Annotated in this window: 19 protein-coding genes; 9 read left to right on the top strand and 10 right to left on the bottom strand. The window is 67.3% G+C overall.

All coding sequences use genetic code 11. The annotated features are described in order from the left end of the window. Positions 1-116: 116 nt before the first annotated feature. Positions 117-821, bottom strand: coding sequence for a TetR family transcriptional regulator (locus tag AB0H50_RS33370; protein ID WP_357460672.1), 705 nt, complete (start codon positions 819-821; stop codon positions 117-119). Between AB0H50_RS33370 and AB0H50_RS33365 the strand changes: the two genes are divergently transcribed. Then, positions 748-1,146, top strand: a complete 399-nt coding sequence (locus tag AB0H50_RS33365) for a zinc-binding dehydrogenase (RefSeq protein WP_357460669.1) — start codon at positions 748-750, stop codon at positions 1,144-1,146. The genes AB0H50_RS33370 and AB0H50_RS33365 overlap by 74 nt on opposite strands. Then, positions 1,143-2,039: an LLM class flavin-dependent oxidoreductase gene (locus AB0H50_RS33360; protein ID WP_357460666.1), complete on the top strand. Its 897-nt coding sequence runs from the start codon at positions 1,143-1,145 to the stop codon at positions 2,037-2,039. The genes AB0H50_RS33365 and AB0H50_RS33360 overlap by 4 nt, the downstream gene beginning before the upstream one ends. 288 nt (positions 2,040-2,327) lie before the next feature. Here the strand turns inward: AB0H50_RS33360 and AB0H50_RS33355 are convergent, their stop codons facing one another. Beyond that, the gene (locus AB0H50_RS33355; RefSeq protein ID WP_357460663.1) at positions 2,328-3,002 is read right to left on the bottom strand and encodes a carboxymuconolactone decarboxylase family protein; all 675 of its coding nucleotides are present in this window, start codon (positions 3,000-3,002) and stop codon (positions 2,328-2,330) included. A gap of 13 nt (positions 3,003-3,015) precedes the next feature. After that, positions 3,016-3,834 (bottom strand): SDR family oxidoreductase, encoded by an 819-nt coding sequence (locus AB0H50_RS33350; RefSeq protein WP_357460660.1) that lies wholly within the window; start codon positions 3,832-3,834, stop codon positions 3,016-3,018. Positions 3,835-4,249: 415 nt separating this feature from the next. Between AB0H50_RS33350 and AB0H50_RS33345 the strand changes: the two genes are divergently transcribed. Further along, complete coding sequence (locus tag AB0H50_RS33345; protein WP_357460658.1) at positions 4,250-4,966, top strand: hypothetical protein; 717 nt, start codon at positions 4,250-4,252, stop codon at positions 4,964-4,966. 10 nt (positions 4,967-4,976) lie between these two features. Here the strand turns inward: AB0H50_RS33345 and AB0H50_RS33340 are convergent, their stop codons facing one another. Then, a complete protein-coding gene (locus AB0H50_RS33340) occupies positions 4,977-5,333 on the bottom strand; it encodes a hypothetical protein (RefSeq protein WP_357460655.1) in 357 nt (118 codons plus the stop codon). Then, positions 5,330-6,547, bottom strand: coding sequence for a hypothetical protein (locus tag AB0H50_RS33335; protein WP_357460653.1), 1,218 nt, complete (start codon positions 6,545-6,547; stop codon positions 5,330-5,332). The genes AB0H50_RS33340 and AB0H50_RS33335 overlap by 4 nt, the downstream gene beginning before the upstream one ends. 120 nt (positions 6,548-6,667) lie before the next feature. On the opposite strand from AB0H50_RS33335, the gene AB0H50_RS33330 reads away from it, so the two are divergent. The 3 genes from AB0H50_RS33330 to AB0H50_RS33320 all read left to right on the top strand — a co-directional run bounded on the left by AB0H50_RS33330 (position 6,668) and on the right by AB0H50_RS33320 (position 11,085). Further along, on the top strand, positions 6,668-7,270 hold the full coding sequence (locus AB0H50_RS33330) for an HXXEE domain-containing protein (protein ID WP_357460650.1): 603 nt from the start codon (positions 6,668-6,670) through the stop codon (positions 7,268-7,270). Positions 7,271-7,462: 192 nt separating this feature from the next. Beyond that, entirely contained in the window at positions 7,463-8,350 is an 888-nt protein-coding gene (locus AB0H50_RS33325) for an alpha/beta fold hydrolase (protein WP_357460648.1), read from the top strand. Then, positions 8,347-11,085, top strand: a complete 2,739-nt coding sequence (locus AB0H50_RS33320; RefSeq protein WP_357460646.1) for an AAA family ATPase — start codon at positions 8,347-8,349, stop codon at positions 11,083-11,085. Before AB0H50_RS33325 ends, AB0H50_RS33320 begins: the two co-directional genes overlap by 4 nt. 42 nt (positions 11,086-11,127) lie before the next feature. Here the strand turns inward: AB0H50_RS33320 and AB0H50_RS33315 are convergent, their stop codons facing one another. Continuing rightward, a complete protein-coding gene (locus AB0H50_RS33315; RefSeq protein ID WP_357460644.1) occupies positions 11,128-11,634 on the bottom strand; it encodes a hypothetical protein in 507 nt (168 codons plus the stop codon). A 196-nt stretch (positions 11,635-11,830) separates the two neighbouring features. Between AB0H50_RS33315 and AB0H50_RS33310 the strand changes: the two genes are divergently transcribed. Beyond that, a complete protein-coding gene (locus tag AB0H50_RS33310; RefSeq protein ID WP_357460642.1) occupies positions 11,831-12,481 on the top strand; it encodes a hypothetical protein in 651 nt (216 codons plus the stop codon). An 85-nt stretch (positions 12,482-12,566) separates the two neighbouring features. After that, positions 12,567-13,256 carry a triacylglycerol lipase gene (locus AB0H50_RS33305; RefSeq protein WP_357460639.1) on the top strand — a complete coding sequence of 230 codons (690 nt, stop codon included), beginning with the start codon at positions 12,567-12,569 and terminating at the stop codon, positions 13,254-13,256. A 723-nt stretch (positions 13,257-13,979) separates the two neighbouring features. Here the strand turns inward: AB0H50_RS33305 and AB0H50_RS33300 are convergent. Both AB0H50_RS33300 and AB0H50_RS33295 read right to left on the bottom strand, forming a co-directional pair. Further along, a complete protein-coding gene (locus AB0H50_RS33300; protein WP_357460637.1) occupies positions 13,980-14,117 on the bottom strand; it encodes a hypothetical protein in 138 nt (45 codons plus the stop codon). 37 nt (positions 14,118-14,154) lie between these two features. Then, positions 14,155-15,057, bottom strand: a complete 903-nt coding sequence (locus AB0H50_RS33295) for an alpha/beta hydrolase (protein WP_357460635.1) — start codon at positions 15,055-15,057, stop codon at positions 14,155-14,157. 383 nt (positions 15,058-15,440) lie between these two features. On the opposite strand from AB0H50_RS33295, the gene AB0H50_RS33290 reads away from it, so the two are divergent. After that, positions 15,441-16,580: a hypothetical protein gene (locus tag AB0H50_RS33290; RefSeq protein WP_357460632.1), complete on the top strand. Its 1,140-nt coding sequence runs from the start codon at positions 15,441-15,443 to the stop codon at positions 16,578-16,580. A gap of 203 nt (positions 16,581-16,783) precedes the next feature. On the opposite strand, the gene AB0H50_RS33285 is transcribed toward AB0H50_RS33290, so the two are convergent. Next, positions 16,784-16,966, bottom strand: a complete 183-nt coding sequence (locus tag AB0H50_RS33285; protein WP_357460792.1) for a zinc-binding dehydrogenase — start codon at positions 16,964-16,966, stop codon at positions 16,784-16,786. Between the two features lie 6 nt (positions 16,967-16,972). Further along, the gene (locus AB0H50_RS33280; RefSeq protein ID WP_357460630.1) at positions 16,973-18,256 is read right to left on the bottom strand and encodes an NADH:flavin oxidoreductase/NADH oxidase family protein; all 1,284 of its coding nucleotides are present in this window, start codon (positions 18,254-18,256) and stop codon (positions 16,973-16,975) included. Positions 18,257-18,295 lie beyond the last annotated feature (39 nt).

Raw genomic sequence — 18,295 nt, 5'->3', positions numbered from 1 at the left:
TGCCGTGAGGACGACATTCGATACACCTGAACCAACGATGTCGCACCAGGATTCCCGCCGTCGATCGATATCCGGGCGCAGCGGCAGTCTCGTATCAAAATCTAAGTCTTGCTGAGTTACATTTTGAGATGGCGGTAGATCGTTGCGCGGGAAACCTCGAAACGGGTGGCGAGCACGTCGATGCCTGCGCCTTGGGCGTGCAGCTTCCGCATCTGTTCGACCTGTTCGGCGCCGAGTTTGGCGGGCCGTCCACCGCTTCGCCCGCGGGCGGCTCCTCGCGGGCGCGCCAGGAGCGGCGCTCCCAGCAGCGCCCGCGCGCCGTCGAGGATCAGTTGCCGCAGCCGGTCGGCCGGTTCGTTGCGGAACAACACCACCGGATCGGCCAAGCCGGCGACCACCTGACAGGCCCGAACCCGCTGCTCGATGCTCGCACCCGGCCCGGCGACGAGTTCGTTCGCCAGCGCGATTGCCACGCGGAATCGGTCGGCCACCGGGGCCTGGACCAGCAATGTCATATCCATGACCAGCATCGTGAGGGTATGGCGGTGACGGAGGTGCACATCAACGTAGCCTTCGATCGCCCGCCACCGGACCATCTCGGCATCGGGCTCCGCCTCGGCAGCGGCCAGCGTCGCGTCCAGCTCGTCCAGCATCGGGAGGGTGAGCTGACGCAGGATCTCGTCCTTGGATTCGAAGTGGTAGTACAGGGCCGCTTTGGTGATTCCCACGTCATCGGCGATCGACTGCATGGATGTGGCCCGATACCCCCGCGCGGCGAACAGGATTCGCGCCGCGGCCAAGATGCGCTCGGAAGTCGTCAATGGCTTACCTTCGGTCAAAATGTCGGGTAGGGTGCTGACCCATAGTCAGTCTATGGCCGCCGCGATCATCCGTATGCGATCGACCGGCTGTGGCGATCGACGCGAAGGGATATTCGCCATGTTCGCGGTGCGGCAGCACAAATTCGGCCCGCCGGACTGCCTGATCCCCGACGGTCTGCGGCAGCTGAAAACCCGGGCGCTGAGCGAACTGGCCGCAGGCAGGTGGACTCCGGACGTCCAGGAGTTCGCGCTCGCCGATGCCGCCGCGGCACACGCCGCGCTCGAAAACCGTACGGCTGTCGGCAAAGTGGTGCTCGTTCCATGAGAATCGGTGTCATCCTGCCCTCGGTGGCAACCCAGCGCGACCAGCAGCTCGACATCGCGACCGCGGCCCGCCACGCCGAACAGGCCGGCCTGGCCGGGGTCTGGCACGGCGACCACCTCGCCACCGGCACCCCGTCGCTGGACTGCACCGTCGCTCTCGCGGCGGCCGCGGCCGCCACTCACCGCATCCACCTCGGCACCAGCGTGTACGTCGCCGCGCTGCGCCCGCTGGCATGGGCGGCGAAACAGATCGCCTCGCTGCAGCACATCAGCGGCGGCCGGGTAGTGCTCGGCATCGGGTCCGGTGGACACCCCGCGCAGTGGGCCGCCGCCGGAATCCCGTACGCGCAGCGCGGAATTCGCACCGACACCGCGCTACGCCTGCTACCCGAGCTGCTCGCGGGCCGCCGTGTCACCGTGCCCGAGCCCGCCGGACCGGCCGAGGTCCAGCTGTCGCCCGCGGTCCCGGTTCCCCCGATATGGGTAGGTAACCACTCCGCGGTGGCCCGCCGTCGCGCCACCCTGGTGGCCGATGGCTGGTTCCCCTCGCTGATCACTCCGGCAGAACTGGCAGCCGGACTCGCCGAACTCACCGACCTGGCAACCAGGGGTCGACGACCGGTGCCTGCGGTCGCCGTCGGCGCCACCGGCGTCCTCGGCACCGCCGCGGAATTACCGACGCGCGACCAGATCGCCGCGGGAATCAGCCACGCCTACCGGCGATCCGTCGAGGATACGATGCGCGTCCCTATCACCGGCCCCCTCGAAGGCGCCACCGAATGTCTCGCCACCTACCGCGACGCCGGCGCCGACCACCTCGTGTTCGGGATCGCGGGTGGCGACTGGCGACACCAGTGCGACTTGCTGGCTCAGGCCGCTTCCGCACTTCGCTGAACCGGCCACAGCGACGCGCGCACCGCACTGTCGATACCGGGCCACGGTGTGTTCACAGTGCTCGCGCGAAAGCAAGCCACGGCGCCCGCTGTGAGGATGCAGGCGAATCGTGCCGCCGAGCTTACGAACGGGCCGTGAGAAATCGTGCGGTGGCGACTTCGGCCGCGACGATCATCCGCGCCCCGAATCCAGGAACACCTTCATGACTACCGAAGTCTGTACCTGCGCGATCCCGACGAGCACGGTGCCGAGCGGGTCGTAGGCGGCGTCACCGGATGCGCGCGGCTGTCACCTGCAGCGATCCGCGGCCCCTGAGCTGGGAAGCAGGGCCTCGGCGGCGGCCCAGGCTCGGGTCAGACCGAACTCGGCCACTCCGCGGATCAGATCACGGAAGGTGTCCTCGGTGGCGCCGTCGGTTTCGGCCAGTTCCGCGTGTAGCTGCAGGGACGGGCCGAGGGTCTGATAGCAGATGTCGACGACCAGGCAGGCCAGCGCCCGCTCCCGGACGCGGAGGTGGGGGCGGGCCCACCGCTGGGCGAACTGGTCCTCTGTGAAGGTGGCCAGTCCGGGGTCCAGGTGCTGTATCGCGTGCACCGCGCGGGCGAGTGCGCCGGCAGGTGGTACGGGTGCGACCGGGTCGGTGTCCTGCGCGTCGGGCAGGCCCAGTTCGGTCAGGCGCTGGAAGGCGGGGACGACGATGGGGTAGCCGACGTAGGGGGCCAGGTGGCGGTACAGCTCGCGGATGGCCTCGGGTTCGACGTCATTTGCGGTGGCCATCTGGACGTGCATGGCCAGGGGCAGGTCCAGGTGCGGGTGGCACAGGTCGGCGGTCAGGCAGATGAATGCCTTTTCACGCATGGTCAGGTGCGGTAGGCCCCACAGGTGGTAGCCCGCGCCGACGGCGAGCTGGGCGAAGACCGGGTCCAGGGCGGCCAGGGCGTCGGCTCCGGCGAGCTGGGTCATGGCGGGAATCCGTTCAGGCCAGGCCGAGCGCGCGCAGCCGCACGGCGTCGAGGGTGTATTGGGGAAGGACACGGCCGAGGGTGCTCATCAGCCGGGATTTCCGGCCGACCGGATACCGGGCGCGTGGCCTGCGCGCGGTCAGCGCGTGCAGGATGGCGCGGGCGACGACCTCGGGGTCGGATCCGGCTCGCTCCTCCCGTAAGCCGGCGGTGGTCATGGTCCGGTAGGCCTCGCCGTACAAGCGCCTGCCCTCGGCGCCGATCGCGTCCAGCCGGGGTTCGATCTCGTCCGCCAGTTTGTCGACGGCGGCAGTGTGGATGGAACCCGGTTCGATGAGGATCGTGGCCACTCCATGCGGTTTCACTTCCATCCGCAGGGCATCGTTGAGCGAGCGGATGGCGTGTTTGGAGGAGCACAGCGGCCCACCGAAGGGCAGGGTGATCCAGCTACCCACCGAGCCGACGGTGACTACCCGGCCCCGCGCGGCGCGCAACAGGGGTAGCACGGCCTGGGTGACGGCGACCTGCCCGAACACGTTGACTTCGTATTGCCGGCGCAGCGCGTCCAGGGAGACGAACTCCACCGGCCCGGTGACGCCGACGCCCGCATTGTTGACAAGGGCGTCGAGTCGGTCGAAGCTGTCGGCCACCTCCGCGATCCGGCCGGCATCGGTGACATCGAGGACGACGGGTGTGACCGAGGGTCCGAGGGCGGCGCCGTCGGCTTCCTTGCGGACTCCGGCGTGAACGGTGAATCCTTGCCGGGCCAGCAGCAGCGCGGTGGCCCGGCCGATTCCGGTCGAGGCACCGGTCACCAGAACGGTTTTCGACATCAGCTTCTCCCTTCGTTCGCGCCCGGCTCTCGACGAGCCGACCCGAATCCTGCATTCGGTGGTTGCCGCCTGCCGGTGCGAGTTTGGATGTGGCGCAGGCGAAGTCGGCCCATGGTGGCGGATCGCGTGGTCATGGCGGCAACACTAGGCAGGCGGCGCGGCACTTCGCGTCCGTCAGATGACTGATCGAGGTCTGCGCCGCATCGGTCACCCCGTGTATCACGAGGCGATGCCCACAGCCCGCCCACTCGGATTCCGGACAGCCGGGTGCCCGACAGGGTTCGGATCCAGATCGATCAGGAGTGGCTACCCGGATGCCGCCCTGCGCTGGACGAGGTCACCCGTGGCGGGTGAGCGAGAATCTCAGTCACCCGACCGATGCGGCGGGCAGACGCACCGGATTAGCTTCCCTGCCATGAAGCTCATCAACGATCACTTGGCCGTGAAAGCCCGCACCTTGCCGCTCACCGACGACGGGTTTCTCCTGCTGGCTGGCGAAATCGGCACATGGCGCGGTAATTTCGCGTTTCCTCCAGGCTCGGTGGCGACCGACCTCGCCGTACTGGCCAGGGAGATCGATGCGGAGGAAGCGACGGTGTTCCGTGCGGTGCTGCGCACCCCGGGCGAGGGCGATGAACTGCTGGCGGCCAGGGGAATCCGGTCGGCGCGGTACGACATCGTCGTCCTCGTCCGCACCGAGTCCGTCGCTGCCGCACAAGCGCTGCGCGAGAGCCCGGCCTATCGGACGCTCGCCGAGTCGATGACCGCGGCCGCCCGTCGCACCCACGAGATCGTCGCGCGCAATGCCGGGCGCCTCGGCGACGTCGACCATGGACCGAACCACTGTTTCCTGTTCAACTACTTCTACGCCGACGACCGCGAAACCCTGCTGCGGGTGTGGGAGTACACGGCGGGGTGGTTCCAGGCGAAGACCGCGCTACCCAACTCCGCCATGATGGAGCCGCTGGCGGGCGAACCGGACGACTACGGGATCATCAACCACGCGAGTTGGCCGCACTGGCGAACCTTCTTGCCCAGCTTGATCTTTCGTCCCGGTTTCCGCCGGTTCGTGCTGGCCAACTTCCAGGCCAACGGCATTGCCGCGCAGCCGATCATTTACCGTCGGGTGTGACCATCGCGGGTCACACCGGCAGGTCGACGGTGATCGTCTCCATGCCCCGGTCACCGGAGAGGGAGATGGACAGCTCCCATTCACCGTCCATCGTCAGCAGATTTCCGGTGGCGACGAAACGATCCGGCCCGGTCCGCTCGGTCCCCATGGGCGGCACAGCGTGCCCCATGGCGGGCATGACGGCCGCCAGGGTGACCGTTTCCGCGGTGCCCGACACGACCCGTACCTCGATGGGATCGGCTGCCCGCACGGTGACGGTGTACTGAGCACCCGCCGCCTGCACGGGTTCGGGCGAGTCACCTGACCCGCACGATATGGCCGCGACCGACGCTCCCACCAGGAGCAGACACAGACTCGGATACTTCATCGAACAACCTCCAGTGTGAACGGTTCGGTGATGACGCGGTCGCCGACCGCATACTGGACCCACGCCAGGTAGCGGCCGGGTTCGGGGAAGGTGACCGTGAACCGCAGCGCGGATATGCCCGCCGCGGTCGCGTGTACGTGCGTCAGCCGGTCGCCGTCGCTACTGCGGACGACGAGATGGCCGGGCATGCCGAGCCAGAGCTGGTGCGGCCCTTCGGTGTCGACCTCGATCGTCACCGGATTCCCGGCGATCGGCACTGCAGGCGACAGCCGGGGAACGATGGCACCGCGTCCGGCGCCGTCGTGGTCGGCGGTGTCCGGCAGAACCGCACCGGCGAGGTGGAACTCACCGGTGAGCAATTGCCCACCCGCCCGCTGCCGTTCGATCTCGAGATAGGCCAGATAGCGGCCGGGCCGGGCGACATTCAGGCTGACGGCCAGCACGCCCGGTGCGGTCCGCAACGGGTGCAGATGCCGGAAGACGCTGCCGTCTTCGCTCGTCACCACCAGGTGAGCCATCGCCTCGTGGTGGACGGCGAGGTCGTCGACCGGCCGCCCGGTCGCTCCGTCGGTCAACCGCACGCTGAGGGTGAAGTCGGCGCCGGTGACGGGCTCGGCCTGCGTCGAGAACCGAGCTTGGGCGTAGGGCCTACCGGTCTCGGGTGCGCCCGCGGCGCCGTTTGCGGACATATACGGGGTGAGCAGCGTGACCGTGATCGCGACGGCAGCTGCCGCGGTGCCGCCGCCGGCCAGGACACGGGATCCGCGCGTAGCCAGTACCGAGCCGACCAGCAGCAACCCGGCGACGAGGGCGGCGCCGTCGACCAGCATCCCCCACCCGGCAGGCTCGGGCACCACGACCCGGAACGGGATCACCGACACCTCGTCACCCGCCCGGACCCGCAGTTCGTGCGGACCGTCGTGCTGTATCTGCAGCGCCGCGGCTGCACTGCCGGCGGTCACTGTGCCCGTCGAGGTGCCGCCGTCGGTGAGCGACCGCAGCTCCAGCTCGAGCCGTATCGGGTACGGCGCGTGTGCGCTCACCGGCAGCGGCGCGGGAGCCTGCGCGATGCCGGGCAGGACCAGAGTCACCTCGCCTGCCGAAAAAGTCTGTGTCACACGCAGTTCCGACCCGGATTGCACCACGTGGGCGTGCGCCGGGGCGGCAGGCAACAGCACCAGCAGGGCCGTCGCGGCCACGTCGATCACTTTCACGGTGGCGACGTTAGGTCCGCACCGTCTCCCGCCGCCTCCGTTGGATGACTGATGTACACCGGCCCCACATCAGTCATCCGACGGAGGCGGGCCGCGGCGCCACGTTCTTATGGTTCGCTCATGACCAAACGACCTGAACCCTATTCGGCCGCCGTGATGGCGGTCCTTGCCGTCGGCTTCTGCGCCTGGGCGCTGCTGACTCTGCCCATCCAGGGTGCCGTAATCCTCACGACAGCCAGCGTTCTGGCCTACACCGGATGGATCGCCTTCAGCTATCGGCGCCCGGTGAAATCACGGAAAGCTGTCGCGATCTATCTGTGCGCCGTCGGCTTTCAGCTGATCCACATGGCCGAGGAATACACCGGTGGCTTCCCCCACGAGATCGTCGAATTGTTCGACTCCCCCCGCGACTGGCCCGAGCGAGAGTTCCTGCTGGTGTTCGTCTTCGGCTTCGGCGCGCTGTACTTCTTCGCCGGCGCGGGCGCGCTCTACCGAATCCGCGTGTCCAACTTCTTCCTGTGGTGGTACGCCCTGGGCGCAGGCCTGCTCAACGGCATCTCGCACTTCGTATTCCCGATCATCAAAGGCGGCTATTTCCCGGGCCTCTACACCGCAGGCGGCCACTTCATCATGAGCGCACTGCTGATCTACTTCCTCGTCAAGGAGAGCCGTCAGCTCGCAGCGGCGGATCGACCGGCGGCGGACCCACTGCCGGTCAGGTAGTGCAGCGACGCGGGCGCACGCGTAGCGTGAACGCCGTCTCAGTTTCACAATCAAATCGCAGAATCTTTTGTTACTGAGACGGCGACTTCTGCGCCTTTCTGCCGCAGATCAGGCAACAAAAGACTTACCCAAAGTCAAGGTCTCCGCTAGAGTGTCTACCCAAAGTCAGTCGATCGACGCGGGGCGATACTCATGCGAAACAAGGTGTCATTCAGCTCTTCCGGGGTGCGGTGCGGGGGTTACCTCCACCTACCAACCACCGACCTCCCAGCACCATGTGTCGTACTGTGCCACGGATACAGCGGCACGATGGACCGCCTGTTCGACTATGCCGAGCGCTTCGCCGACCAAGGCTTCGCGGCACTGGTGTTCGACTACCGCAGCTTCGGCGAGAGCGACGGCGAGCCACGCCAACTTCCCGACATCCGTGGCCAGCTCGTCGATCTCGCCGCCGCCGTCGCCTTCGCCCGCGCACACGAAAGCATCGACCCGGACCGAATACTGCTGTGGGGCAACTCGCTCGGTGGTGCGCACGTGATCACCGTGGCTGCAGGCGATCCCCGCATCGCGGCGGTGGTGGCGCAGATCCCGTTCAACGGCTTTCCGAAAAGGGTGGAGGGCCGATCGACCGGGGCAACACTGAAGCTGCTGGCCGCCATCGTCTGGGATGCACTCCGCGGCGCGCTTGGCTTGTCCCCCTACTACATCCGCATGGTCGGTCACACCGGCGAACTGGCGGTCACCGCAGGTCCGGAGGCCGAGCACCATATCCAGGCCCTGGCTGGTGACCGGAACACGCTGTGGCGCAACACCGTCGCTCCCCGAGGCCTGCTGCAGATGATGCGTTACCGTCCCGCCGAGTCCGCACCGCGGCTGACCTGCCCACTACTGGTCTGCGCGGCCGAACAGGACCGGGAAACACCGCTCGAGACCAGCCGGGTGCTGGCCGAACGCGCCCCACGCGGCGAGCTGGCTGTCTACCCGGGCACCCATTTCACCTTTTACACCGATCCCGGCTTCCGGGACCGCGTCGTCGCCGACCAGATCGCCTTCTACCGCCGGAGCACGGCGCGAACATGAAGGGCACCAACACATCACACGACGCGGCGCCCATGCTGTTCGGCCGGGAGCCGGAGCTGTCGGCCATCTCCGAGCTACTCGAACACGGATCCGGCGCGCTGGTCGTCTGCGGTGAGGCCGGCATCGGAAAATCCGCACTCCTGGCCCACGCCGCCGCCGATGCGCGAGGACAGGTATTGCGTGTAGCCGGGATCCAGTCCGAAGCAGACCTGCCCTTCGCCGCCCTGCATCTGCTGCTGCGCCCGGTTCTCGATCACACCGACGCGTTGCCGCCCCAGCAGGCAGCGGCGTTGCGCGGAGCTCTCGGCGTCGGCGCCGCCACCAAGGCGGATCGGTTTCTCGTCGGGCTGGCGACGCTCAATCTGCTGGTGGAGCTGTCTCTGCAGGGTCCCGTGCTGTGCCTGATCGACGACGCGCAATGGCTCGACGGTGAGTCCGCCGACGCGCTGCTGTTCGCCGCCCGCCGCCTGCACCACGAGCCCGTCGTCGTCCTGTTCGCCACCCGCACACAGGCATTCGCAGGGCACGGTCTACCCGGGCTGCACATTCGCGGCCTCGACGCCGAGGCGGCTCGCGAACTGCTCTCCGTCGAAGCGGCAGACCTTCCGCCCGCGGTCCGCGATCAGCTGATCACCGAGGCACAGGGCAATCCACTCGCGTTGCGCGAGCTGCCCCGCATGCTCACCCCCGACCAGCGCACCGGCGCCCGCCTGCCGCTGTCGTTCTCCCTCGGCTGCGCCCATCAGGCCACCGACCGCGTCCTGATCGGATTCCGCGATCGCGTCGCGACGCTGCCCGCCGCCACACGCACCTGCCTGCTGGTGGCAGCGCTGGACCACCACGACCGACTCGACCGGCTGTCGCACGCCGTCGAACTGCTCGACGCGTCCCTGGCCGACTTCGCCGCAGCCGAACGTGCAGGCCTGATCCGGGTCGGCCCAGACGGTCTCACCTTCCACCATCCACTCGTCTCGACAGCGGTACTGCTGGCCTGCGATATCGCCGAGCGCATGGCCGCACACCGCGCCCTGGCCCGGACATCGGACGCCGACCGTCGCGCCTGGCATCTGGCCGCGATCACCCAGACACCCGATGAACAGGTGGCACAGGAACTCGAGAACATGGCGCTGCGGGCCCGCAGCCGCGGCGGACAGACCGCGATGTCGGCGGCTTACGCCCGGGCGGCGGAGCTGTCCACCGATCCCGCCGACGCCGTCCGGCGCTGGGTCGTCGCGGCGCACGCCGCCATCGAGGCCGGCCTGTGGCAGCGCGCCGCCGAGCTGGTGGACGAAGCTCGCGCGCGGGCCGCATCGGTCACGGTGCCGGGGCCGGTCCTGGCCGAACTCGCCTATGCGCGTGCTGTTCTCGAAGTGGAGAACGGCAGGCCGCTGGCGGGAGTGCGCTTGCTGCACGACGGCATCGAGGCCACCGACGACCTGCCGACCAAACTGACGTTACTGAGCGTGGCAGGCTACTACACGTGGGCCAGTGCCGCCCACCCCGATCAGCTCGTCCTCGCCCGCCGCACCGAACAGCTGTGCCCCGCCGGCGACGACAGCGCCCTCACCGCGGTGCGCACGATCAACCACGCCTTCCGGCTCATCCTGCAGGGCGACGCCGTGACCATCCCGTCCTACCGACTCCCGGACCTAGACGAGAACGTCCCCTACGAACTGCGTTTCCTCATCGGACTGCAGGGCCTCGACCGGGCCGACATCGACGGCATGCTCGACAGCGCGACAGCCCTGGTGCAGCAGTGCCGGGCCGAAGGGCGGCTCGGTCGCCTACCGCAGACCATGGTGCTACTCGCCATCGCCGAACTGCTCGACGGCCGGCACCGATCCGCGCGCGCCACAGCAGGCGCGGGCCTGGCCCTTGCCACCGATGTCGGCCAGCCGATGTGGCGCGGATACCTGGCAGCCGTCCATGCCTGGCTGTCCGCGGCCGCCGGTGACCGGCAGGAATGCGAATCAATGGCCCAGCAGGCGATCTGCGACGCGGATCACCGCCAGTGGCTGATGGCCGACTGCTGGTCCGAGTACGCCCGGGCGACGCTCGACCTGGGACTCGGCCACTACCGCGCCGTGCTCGACCGGGCCGATCGCGTGATGACCGGCCCACTGCGGCACGCCTTCCTGTGGCGGTACCTCTGGCCGGACTACATCGAAGCAGCCGTCCGGGCGGGCGAACCCTCGCGGGCTCGCGAATATCTCGACCGCTTCACCCAATGGGCCGAGTCCACCGGCCGCCCGGCGCCGCGGGCCGTGCTCCAGCGGGCCCGCGCACTACTGGCCCCCGACCACTGCGCCGCAGCACTCTACGACGCCGCGCTCGCCCTGCACGCCGAGGACACCCAACCCTTCGACCAGGCACGCACCCGCCTCGTCTACGGAGAATGGTTGCGCCGCAACAAACGACGAGCTCAGGCTCGCGTCCAGCTCGAGTCGGCCATGGAAACCTTCGACCAGCTCGGCGCAGCCCCCTGGGCTGCCCGCGCTGCCACCGAACTACGAGCCACCGGGACAACGGTGCCGCATCGTGGGGACCAGTCGCCGCTCACACCGCAGGAACTGCAGGTGGTCCGTCTGGCAGTCACAGGTGCGTCCAACCGCGAGATCGGCGCGCAACTGTTCCTGAGCCCACGCACGGTCGCCTCACACCTGTACAAGGCCTTCCCGAAACTGGGCGTCGCGTCGCGCGCCGAACTGGCCCGACTCCCGCTGCCCGACAACTGAACAACACACGTCGAAGAATGCATAACCCACATCGCCGACCGGTCACTCCTGCGTGAGCAGAGTGACCTCGGCGCGCATCCGCTCATCCGGTGTCCCGATTTCCCAGAACCGAGCGGTGCCGGTCGCACCACGGTATGCGCCGGTACCACCGGTAATCGCCATATCGAGCGGGCTCGCGCCCTGGACCCACACCGCCTGCATGGTCAGCGATCCCCGTTCGAGCTGCGCGGTGAGCACACATTGCATGGTGATCTCGTCACCCTCGATATGGATGTTCTGGCATGCTCCACCACCGTGCCCGATCTCGCGACCGTCTTGCCGGATATCGCCCGAGAAGACGGTCAGGTCACCGATACTCGCACCGGGCTTATCGAGGTCCGTGGCTGCGAGTTGATCTGTCAGGGCGGCCGCCTCGATGATCTCGACCCGCTGTTTCGGCCCCGCCGTTTCGCCGCTGTCCGCGCCGCAGGCGCTGAGCCCACCACCGACGAACAGGGCCCCGATTACAGCGGTGACCGTTCTCCTGATCGAAGATTTCGGGTGCGACATGATCTTCTCCTCACTCGCGGGGACTTCCGATATGCCTTAGTGACGCGGCGACGTGAGGTCCCGGTTACATTGCGGTTCGGCAGTCACCAGACCATCGGGTTTCGACTACCTCGCCAGAACGACGACACAGCGCGGCGTAATGTCAGGCATCCCAGGAGCTTCGATGTTAAGAGGGGTCGCATACGGCTGAGTCGGCGTGCAAGTTGACGAGGCCGCCGATACCGTCCGCCCCGGAATGCGCTCGACGCCGCCACTGGATAAACGCGGACATCGGCACCCGATGTCGAGTCGCCGAATCGGTGACGCCATCGATGATCTGAAGCAGCTCGGACACGCGCCGGACACCGCGCGTGTCGGCGAGATTCGTCAGCATCTCGCCGAGTTGGTCGACGAAGTGCGCCGGACGATCGACGAGGTCGATGATGCGCGGCGCGCCAATCTGATCCAGCTCAGCCGCCAGGCGCACAGCTTGTTCGTCGATGCCCGCGACCGCGCCGAGCGTGCCGTGAACATCGCCGAGGCGTTCCCCGTAGTGCTCTCGCCGATGTCTTCGAGCGGGAAGCCGTGTGGGACGGATTCGACCGATGAGTATCCACCGAGGCTCGCGGGCGCCGAGGTCACGGTAGGCGTGTCTGTGGGGGACCCCTTTATGAATGCTATTCAAGCCAGTCTCAGCGGACGCGGATCTGTTGGCTCTGCGTTCGAGGGTAGGTGCCAGGATGCGACCCCGAACTGCGGCAGGCCGAGCGCGACACTTGCCCTCTCCTGTCAGCTCGGCGGCACGGCGCAGCTTCTCCTGCACGGAATGCCGCGAGAGATCCCCGGATCTGGCGGCAAGTTGAAATAGCCAAGTTCCACAGTGTGCGGGATTAACCTTGCGGCGCTAGTTTCTGTCTGCTCGCAGCGCAGCGAGCAGATCGGAGTCAACACACATGCACATCACATCGATCACGCGCCGCCTCGGGATGGCCGCACTCACCCTGGTCGCGACGGCTACCGCTTCGCTCGGCATCGCCACGCCACAGGCCGCCGCGGCGCCGGCGCGAGATCCGATCCTTTTCGTCCACGGATGGCAGGGATCGGCGTCGAATTGGGATTACATGTGGGGCCGATTCCTGGGCGAGGGGTACTCCCTGGGGGCGATGGCACGATTCGGCTACGACAGCTCCCAGTCGAACAAGGACATCGCGCTGGAGGTGAAAGCGCAGGCCGACGCGCTGCGCGCGAAAACCGGTGCCGCCAAGGTCGACATCATCACCCACTCGATGGGCGGTCTCAACAGTCGCTGGTACCTGAAGAACCTGGGCGGCCTCGATTTCGTCGACGACTGGGTCTCCATCGGCGGCCCCAACCACGGCACCGACACCGCCAACGGATGCGCCGACACCTCCTGCGTGGAAATGCGGCCCGGCTCAGCCTTCCTGGCCGAACTCAACAGCGGCGACGAAACCCCCGGCCTGGTGAACTACGGTACCTGGTGGTCACCGTGCGACGAGATCATCAACCCCGATCAGAGCACCATTCTCAACGGTGCCACCAACACCCAGACGCTGTGCCCCGGACATCTCACGCTGCTGTCGTCGTCGACGGTTTTCGAGGGCGTGCGCGACTTCGTGAAGTAGTCGGCTGAACCCTGCCGACAGAGTTGCCGCATCACCTAGAGCTGTTCCCTCGCGGGTATGCGACGGCCCGTGGGGGTCCAACTGGCCGAGGAGTAACTCTAAACAGTCGGCGCACGCCAAATGCGTCGCGCTGAAGCTGATTTCGTGACGGACCTGCCCACTTTCGCGAAAGTCACCCTGAGGAGTTGCCGCAGATAAGCGCCCATTATCTGCGGCAACTCCTCGCCCGCACCGTCACCTACATCGGCCCGGATCCGGATCGGGTGGGCCGCGGCAAACACAATCCCGCCCGCGTCCTGATCAGTGCGGCCGTCGACGACTCGTCACCGCGGTCTGCCGCGAGGGTGATACCGCCAGAATCAGGTCGAGTGCTCATCGCCAATACCAGATCGCAGCCAGCCTCTTCGGCGAGTCCGCTTGCAAGGTGCTGAGAAGCGGGCGGATTCGATTCCGCACCGACGCGCAGGCCGGCTGGCCGTATCTGTGCTCGTGCCCGCACTGCCAGAAGCTGGCCGGCGGCCCGGACACCTCGTGGATCGACTTCCCGCTCGACGTTCGAATGGACCGGCGAGGGCGGTGAACCGACGCTCGATCACGTAGTCGCGCAGGTCATCTCGCAATCCGTCGTCGTCGATCACCGCCGACGCGAGCAAATGCTGCATCGCGCCCGGGGACCGGTCACCGGCGTGTTAGGCGAGTGTTCAGCCGTTCTTGACCGGCAGCTCACGACACCATCCCTACCAGCATCCGCGCCGCGGCCCGGCGGGTCTCCACCCGCGCGACGCGGCCGCCGACCCGACCGGTCAGCTCTTCGAACTCCCGCTGCCAGCGATCAGGCGCTACGCTGCGACCCGCAGCCACGGCCAATTCCGTTGTGTCACATACAAACACGACATGATCACGCGGTGGCCGACCCTCCAGCACCTTCATCGATCGCAGCTTCCGGCTGGAGTACCAGCATGGCGGCGAGCAGTTGATCCCAGGTGGTGGCCGGAAGTTCGTGGCCGATGCAGTTCAGCGGGAGCAGGTGGGCACCGGCGATCTCTCGGGCCATGGCCTGTCCGTTGCCGTACGGAAAGAACGGGTCATCGGTACCGTGGACGACGAGGGTCGGCACGGTGAGGTCGCCCAGACGCTCCCGCCAGCGGTCGCCCGCCTCGACAAACGCCAGGTTGAGCATGCTGGAGGCCATGTTGGTCGTGCGGTCGACCATTCGGGTCGCCTGCCGCCGTGCCTCCTGTTCGTCGAATCCGTGTGCGCCTGCGCGTACCCGGGCCTGTTCGACGCCGTAGTCGATCACCGCCGCCCGGTCGGACCAGTCCGGATGGGGTGTCTTGGTGAAGAACTCCATGACCCGGTCCGAGTGTTCAGGCAGATCCGGGTCCGCCGGGCCGGGAGGCGTTGGGCGGGTGTTGATCAGGGTCAGGGCCGACACACGGTCGCGGTGGTCGAGGGCGGCGAGCTGACAGATCCATCCGGCCACGGAGAAACCCACCAGGTGGGCTCGCGGAAGTTCGAAGAGATCCATCAGTCCGATGAGGTCCGAAACCAGGTCACGGAGGCTGTAGCCGGGAGAGCCGGTCACGTAGGCAGTAGACCGGCCGGTATCGCGGATGTCATAGCGCAGGACGAACCGGCCGGCTTCGGCAAGCCGGTCGCAGAACTGGTCTTCCCAGAACAGCCTCGAAGTGCTCGGCAGCAGCACCGGCGGCTGCCGCTGGTCACCGAAGGTGGTCACACACAGGTCGACATCACCGACGGTGACCACGTGCTCGGGCGATCGTTGAACATGAAGCGGCATGGCGACTCCTCTGCGGTTGCGTCCCTGGTGAGGAGACCACTTCCGCGGCCGAAACTCATCGGTCCGGGGTGACGGTTCATGACCAGAACTCGTCGATCGCTCGCTCAACCGCACCCGCAGATGCTCACCATCGAGCTGCGGGCTGATCCGCAGCTCGGCGGCGAGCCGATCGAACATCGCTGTACGACACGACATCTCAGGAATATTCGACACGCCGCAGCCTCGCTGGGCGCAGGTAACATCACCGAAGCGATCGACCTGACACGTCAGAGGGAATTCGTCGGTGCACGCTGGCGAGCTCGCCGCAGGCGGGTCCTCTTGTGTTCGTCAGTGACCATACGGAGAGGCTCATGGCTGGCCTGAGGTGTCGGGGACTTCGAGGTATGCGAGTAGATCCAGCCCTGCGGATCGCGCTGACAGCGGCGTTGTTCGCGGTGACGCTACCTGCGGTGGCGGCGCCGGTTCAGGCGGCACCGGCCGGGCAGTCGCAGGCCAGCCCCGCCGAACGATGCGCTTCCGAGGTGAGGCCGGACTACTTGACGCCGGATCAAACGCAGGTCGTCAACGGTTTCGGTCTGTCCTATGAGCGGTCCAACTACCTGGCGACGCTGAAACCCGGAGAGTCGGTTCGAGTCGTCGCCGATCCCGGCTCCAGAGTGAAAACGACACAATGGCCGTGGGATTCGGGCGTCGGGCCGCAGGGGGACGGCAGCCCCGCAGATGCGGGATACCCGGCCCCCGGGGTGTCGAAGTACGCCCTCATCGCCGGTCCGGAAGGCAGCATGCAGTTCGTGGGCAACGGTCCGGTCTGCTTGACCAACACCAGTGGACAAACCCAAGAGTTCCGGCTCACTGTCAACGATGCCAATCCCTACGACAACACCGAAGGTTTCCGAGTCTTCGTTCGGGGCTACGCATGGCCGGAACCCGCTTGCTCGCAAATAGGCCGAAGCCTGGCCGACCCGTGCCCCGACACCGGGACGGTGTTCCTGCCGGAGTTCGCGAACGAGCGATGCAGGCAGAACTGGGACGCCCAGCGCAGCACTGTCGTCCCGTACGGCGTCGGAAACGGCTTCGCCCCCGTCCGGCTGACGATGTTCCCCGGCGAGACCTACAGGATCACCGGAATAGGCAATTCCTGGTCGCTGTCACCGGTGCCGGGTTATGCACCGGGTCCCGGCGATAGCGGAGTCAACCCACCCAGCATCAAAATAGGCTCTTGGCCGTGGGATTCGAGTTACGGCTTGGACGGCGCAGGCTGGGACCACCCCGCCCCCTCCGATTGGCCGGCCCCCGGCTTGCCCGCATACGGTCTGGTCGGGCAGTGGGAAGGAATCCCGGACCATCACTGGGTCGGGGGAGGCGACAGTTGTCTGCGATATACCGGTGCCGTGCCCACCACCCTCGTGTTGACGATGAACGATCCCAATATCGGTGACAACGAAGGCGTCTGGTTGCTGCGAGCACGCATCTACACCCCCGACCAGAGACCCTACGAAGGCTACGTACCGCCCGCGCCGTGAGGAAACGGCACACGGAGACGTCGCGGCGGACGGTGTGATGGGTGACATCCGACCAGTTCCGCGGCGCGCCGGTAGCTGCCGGCAGGGTCCCAGGCGGCCAGGATTTCCATGATCTCCTCGTCGGTCTTCGTCACTGCAGCACGGTCGGTGATCCGGTGGGGGACAGGTGACGAGGTGCCCCACACCAGATCAGCGACGGTGATTCATCCGATACGGACGACGCTCTTGCCGTGGGTCACTCCGCTGGCCAGGTTCGCGATCGCGGTCTCGACGTCGGCGAGGGCGTATTCGGCGGTGACATCGACACGCACCGACCCGTTGGCGACCAGCGCCATCGCACGAGCAGCGCTGTCGGCAAGCCGCTGCGGGCGGGTCTGGCTGGCCAGGTTGCCTCACACGACACGCCCGCTCAGCCAGTTTCGATAGCGGCGCAGTGCACTCCGCTGGAGCAGAGTCTCTTTGACAAGAGCAAACTTGGGGTTGATGCCCAGGCGTGGGCGTCGGCCGGCGCCCACGCGGCGAAGCTGTTGGCGCACCCGGGCCATACTCGCGGCGGAGGCGACTGCCTTGTCCTTGATCCGCACCGGTGTCAGCACGACCTTGGCCTCGGCGTTCTCCCGCCAGCGGTTCGGCAGGTCGGGATCGACGGCCAGCGCGCTGCCCATGCCGACGAGATCGATACCGCCGGCCAGGATTTCCACGGCTACCGGGAGCCGGACGACTCCGCCGGTCAGCATCAGCGGCAGCGGACTGGTCACTGCCAGCTCTTCGGCGAGGGACAGGAAGTAGGCCTCGCGGGACCGGGTCCGTTGATCACTGGCTTGCCCGGTCATCGCGGGGGCTTCGTAGCTGCCGCCGGAGAGCTCGACGGCGTCGACACCGAGCGGAGCCAGCAGCGCGATCACGGTGGCGGCGTCGTCGGCGTCGAAGCCGCCGCGCTGGAAGTCGGCGGAGTTGAGCTTGACCGCGATGGCGAATGTGGGCGAGACCGCGGCCCGCACCGCGCGAACGATATCGAGGAGCATCCGGGCCCGGTTCTCCAACGTGCCGCCCCACCGATCGGTGCGCCGGTTGGTCAGCGGCGAGAGGAACTGTGAAAGCAGGTAGCCGTGCGCGGCATGGATTTCGACGCCGTCGAACCCGGCCTCCTCGGCCCGGCGAGCCGTCTCGGCGAAACGACCCACGGTCTGTTCGATCTGCTGTGCGCTCATTTCCACCGGATCGGCGAATCGCTTGCTGTTCTTGCCGATATCGACGCGGATCGCGGACGGAGACCAGGCGACGCCGGGCATATCCGCGCGGACCTGGCGGCCGGGATGGTTGATCTGCATCCACACTCGGGCACCGCCGCTCTTGGCGGCAACCGCCCACTGGCGGAACGGTTCCAGGGGTGAGTGCGCGTCGAGGACCACACCACCCGGGCCGGTGAGCGCCTCGGCGTGGACCATCACATTGCCGGTGATGATCAGCCCGGCTCCGCCACTGCTCCAGCGTCGATAGAGCCGGAACAGGGCTTCGCCGGGGAGTTGGCCTGCCACGGCCATGTTTTCCTCCATGGCGGCTTTGACCAGCCGGTTCGGGATGGTGGCCCCGTTCGGGAGCGTGAACGGCGCGAACACCGGTGAGCTCTGCCGCGAATCGGCGACCTTGGCGGGGGTGGACTGCGTCGATGGCATCGCTGCTCCTCCGTGCGGTATGTTTACATTGCTAACATG

It is taken from the genome of Nocardia sp. NPDC050793, from assembly GCF_040654065.1.
Classification (GTDB): Bacteria; Actinomycetota; Actinomycetes; order Mycobacteriales; family Mycobacteriaceae; genus Nocardia.
Note: the sequence above shows the minus strand (reverse complement) of the source record. Positions and strands in the feature narration are given on the sequence as shown.